Source organism: uncultured Oscillibacter sp. (assembly GCF_900546705.1).
Classification (GTDB): domain Bacteria; phylum Bacillota; class Clostridia; order Oscillospirales; family Oscillospiraceae; genus Oscillibacter.
The window spans coordinates 1-3173 of record NZ_URDP01000081.1; the positions used below are offsets into that span (position 1 = coordinate 1).

Annotated in this window: 3 protein-coding genes; 1 reads left to right on the forward strand and 2 read right to left on the reverse strand. The window is 64.5% G+C overall.

Features of this window, described 5'->3' with window-relative positions:
- Together QZS13_RS10200 and QZS13_RS10150 are read right to left on the reverse strand one after the other, a co-directional pair.
- On the reverse strand, window positions 1-1445 hold a 1445-nt coding region (locus QZS13_RS10200; protein ID WP_307986764.1), incomplete at its 3' end, for a PfkB family carbohydrate kinase.
- 13 nt (window positions 1446-1458) lie between these two features.
- Complete coding sequence (locus tag QZS13_RS10150; protein ID WP_295588590.1) at window positions 1459-2127, reverse strand: RraA family protein; 669 nt, start codon at window positions 2125-2127, stop codon at window positions 1459-1461.
- Between the two features lie 123 nt (window positions 2128-2250).
- On the opposite strand from QZS13_RS10150, the gene QZS13_RS10155 reads away from it, so the two are divergent.
- Window positions 2251-3138: a LysR family transcriptional regulator gene (locus QZS13_RS10155; RefSeq protein ID WP_295588592.1), complete on the forward strand. Its 888-nt coding sequence runs from the start codon at window positions 2251-2253 to the stop codon at window positions 3136-3138.
- Window positions 3139-3173: the final 35 nt, after the last annotated feature.

The window sequence follows — 3173 nt, forward strand, 5'->3', positions numbered from 1 at the left end:
CAGCCGGCCAGGAAGCCGGCTACCATGGAGTCGCCGGCACCCACCGAGTTGCGGACCGTGCCGTGGGGCACTCCCAGCCGATGGCAGCCGCCCCGCTCGTCCAGCAGCAGAGAGCCGTTTCCGGCCATGGAGACCAGTACGTTGCGGGCGCCCTTGGCCTGTAGTTCGGCGGCACAGGCGCGGATGTCTTCGTCGCTGTTCAGGGTGCGTCCGAACAGCTCGGCCAGCTCCAGATTGTTGGGCTTAATCAGGAAGGGGTGATAGGGCAGGGCGCTTTCCAGCAGATCCCGGGTGGTATCCACCACGAACTGGATGCCCCGATCCTCCAGCCGGGCCAGGATCTGTTCGTAGACGTCGTGGGACAGGGCGGCGGGTACGGAGCCGGAGATCACCAGGATGTCCCCTGCCTCCAGCCGGTCCAGCTTGTCACGCAGGGCCCGCAGGGCCACCGGGTCCACGGTGGGACCCTGACCGTTGATCTCGGTCTCGTCGCCCCCCTTGACCTTGACATTGATGCGGGTCAGCCCCTCGGGCAGCCAGATGAAGTCAGTGCGGATGCCCCGGCTCCGCAGGCCCTCCTCCAGGGCCTGGAGATACACGGCGGAGGTGCACGGGGCCACCAGGACCCGCACATAGGGGCACACTTTCCTGCCCTGCCACAGCCGGGCGGTCAGACGCAGGGCCTCCAGTGTCCCACCGGCACAGCCGCCGATGAACACCTGGCTGACCCGGATGCCGTCGATCAGCGCTGCCGGGACCGGCTGACTTAGGGGCTTTCCCGGCAGCACTGCCATGGGGCGTACTCCGGAAAGGTCCAGCGGCTCGCCGCCGGGCTCATCTGTAAAAAAGACGCTTTTGACCCGGGCCCCTGCCAGCAGGGCGCACACCTCTGCCCTCTGGGAAAAGGACAGCTGGGGACCGTGAATGGCCAGCACGGTGCCGGGACAGGCTTCCGCCGCCATAGTCAGGGCCAGATCCCGGGCGGATTCATAGGGGCTCAGAGTGCCCGTCAGCTGAATCCGGCGCAGGGGCGTGTCTTCCAAAGAGACGGTGCCCGTCTCCAGGGCACGGACCATCTCCTCCGCTGTTAAAGAGAGGCCCAGGGCCCCGGCGGCGCCCACCACGGCCGTGTGCCGTCCGCAGCCGATGAGGACTTTCCCCGGGGCCGCCGTACCGTCCTCCATCAGAAGATGGAGACCGATGCCCCGGCCGCAGGTGAAGGGCAGGCTGTACCGGCGGGCGAACGCCTCCAAAAGCGCCTGCCGCGCTGATGCTGCCACGGAGCCGGCGGGGGTGTCGTGGTCGATGATGACCCGGACCTTTTCCGGCTGACCGGGACGCGCGGCGGTAACGGTTTCCGTCTCCGTCCGGCTCAGGCCGTCCGTCAGCAGGGCCGTGTCCCAGACCAAAGGACGCTCTTCCAGACGCTGCAAAGTGCTGCGCATGTCCGTCCCTCCTTTAATAACCTTCCCGCCGGAGCTTGGCCGTAATGCCGGCGGCAGTCAGCTGGCCGCTCCGGATCTCCGCCAGGCGCTGCTCCTCCGCCCGGCACTTTTGCTCGCAGGCCTCCAGCACCCAGTCCACCGCATTCCGGGGCACCACCGCCACGCCGTTTTCGTCGGCCACTACCACGTCTCCCGGCAGCACCGGTACGCCGCCGCAGCTGATGGGGTGATTGAGCTGGCCGGGACCTTCGCTCTCGCCGGTGTTGGGGACCACAGCGGCGGCAAAGACGGGATAGCCGTGCTCCCGCAGCTCTTCCACGTCCCGCACGGCCCCGTCAATGACCATGCCGCCGATGCCCTTTCCGAAGGCGGCGGAGGACATGATGCCGCCGATGACTGCGTGGCGGTAGCTGCCGCAGGTGTCCAGCACCAGAATATCCCCCGGGCGGGCGGCCTCAATGGCCCGGTGGAGCATCAGATTGTCTCCCGGACGCAGCCGCACGGTGACGGCACAGCCGCACACACAGATTCCCGGTGAGATGGCCCGGATGCGCCCGTCCATGGCATTGAATCCCTTCAGAGCGTCGCAGACCACACAGGCGCCGTACCCGCGCAGCCGCTCCAGCGTCTGCCGGGGCAGCTGCGGAACTTCCGCACCTACAAAATACGATTGCATCTGCATAAAACGTGCCTCCTTAAACCCGCCGCGGCGGTTGTTGACTTTACCTTATCACCCTTCTATAATTAAGTAAAATATTTGATTTCAATGGATATATCAATTTTTCTGATGAAAAGAGGGGGACAGATGAAGTTGACGCAGATGCGGTACTTCTCCGCGGTCTGCCATCTGGGCAGTGTTACCCGGGCGGCGGAGCAGCTGCATATCTCCCAGCCTGCCATCACGGCGGCCATCCAGTCTCTGGAGCAGGAACTGGGGGTACTGCTGCTGTGCCGTGGACGGCGGGCGCTGGTCCCCACGCCGGACGGGGAGCTGTTCCGAAAGCGGTGCGACGGTATTTTGTCCCAGGTGGACGCCCTGACGGAGGACTTTCAGGAGCTGGGACGGCAGCGCAGCACCATCTCCGTGGGCATCCCGCCCATGGTGGGCTTTTTTCTCTTTCCGCAGATTTTTGCCGACTTCACCCGGATGCACCCGGAGATCCACATGAAGCTGACGGAGGCCGGTTCCGAGACGGCCAGGGAGATGGTCAAGAACGGGACGCTGGAACTGGCCATCATTGCGGTAGGCGACGCGCCGCCGGCCGCGCTGGAGGCCCAGCTGCTGATCCGTACCCAGATGATGTTCTGCGTCAGCCGGGACCATTTTCTGGCCGGGCGGGATTTTGTGGAGCTGACGGATGTCGCCCGTGAACCGCTGATCCTCTTTACCAGCGGGCACTATCACCAGCAGATGCTGCAAAGCCGGTTCCGGAGTTTGGACATCACCCCCAATGTGCTCTTTTACTCCAACCAGCTTTTGACCATCAAGAGCTTCCTGCGCAAGAACCTGGCCGGGGCTTTTTTGCTGCCCCAGGTCATTGAGCCCGGCGAGACCATCGCCGCCATTCCGGTGCGCCCGGCACTGTCGCTGAATATTGCGGTGGTGTGGAGGCGGGATGTATTTATCCCCCGGGAGGCCCGCCAGTTTATCCAGTTCATGAAGTCCCGATTTGAGGGGCGGGAATTATTTTAATAAAGAGAGAGCCGGCTGACCATTTGGTCAGCCGG

What these genes read in the sequence shown, in the direction of transcription:
- QZS13_RS10150 (WP_295588590.1), bottom strand. Translation starts at nt 2,127, where the DNA reads ATGCAGATGCAATCGTATTTTGTAGGTGCGGAAGTTCCGCAGCTGCCC.
- QZS13_RS10155 (WP_295588592.1), top strand. Translation starts at nt 2,251, where the DNA reads ATGAAGTTGACGCAGATGCGGTACTTCTCCGCGGTCTGCCATCTGGGC.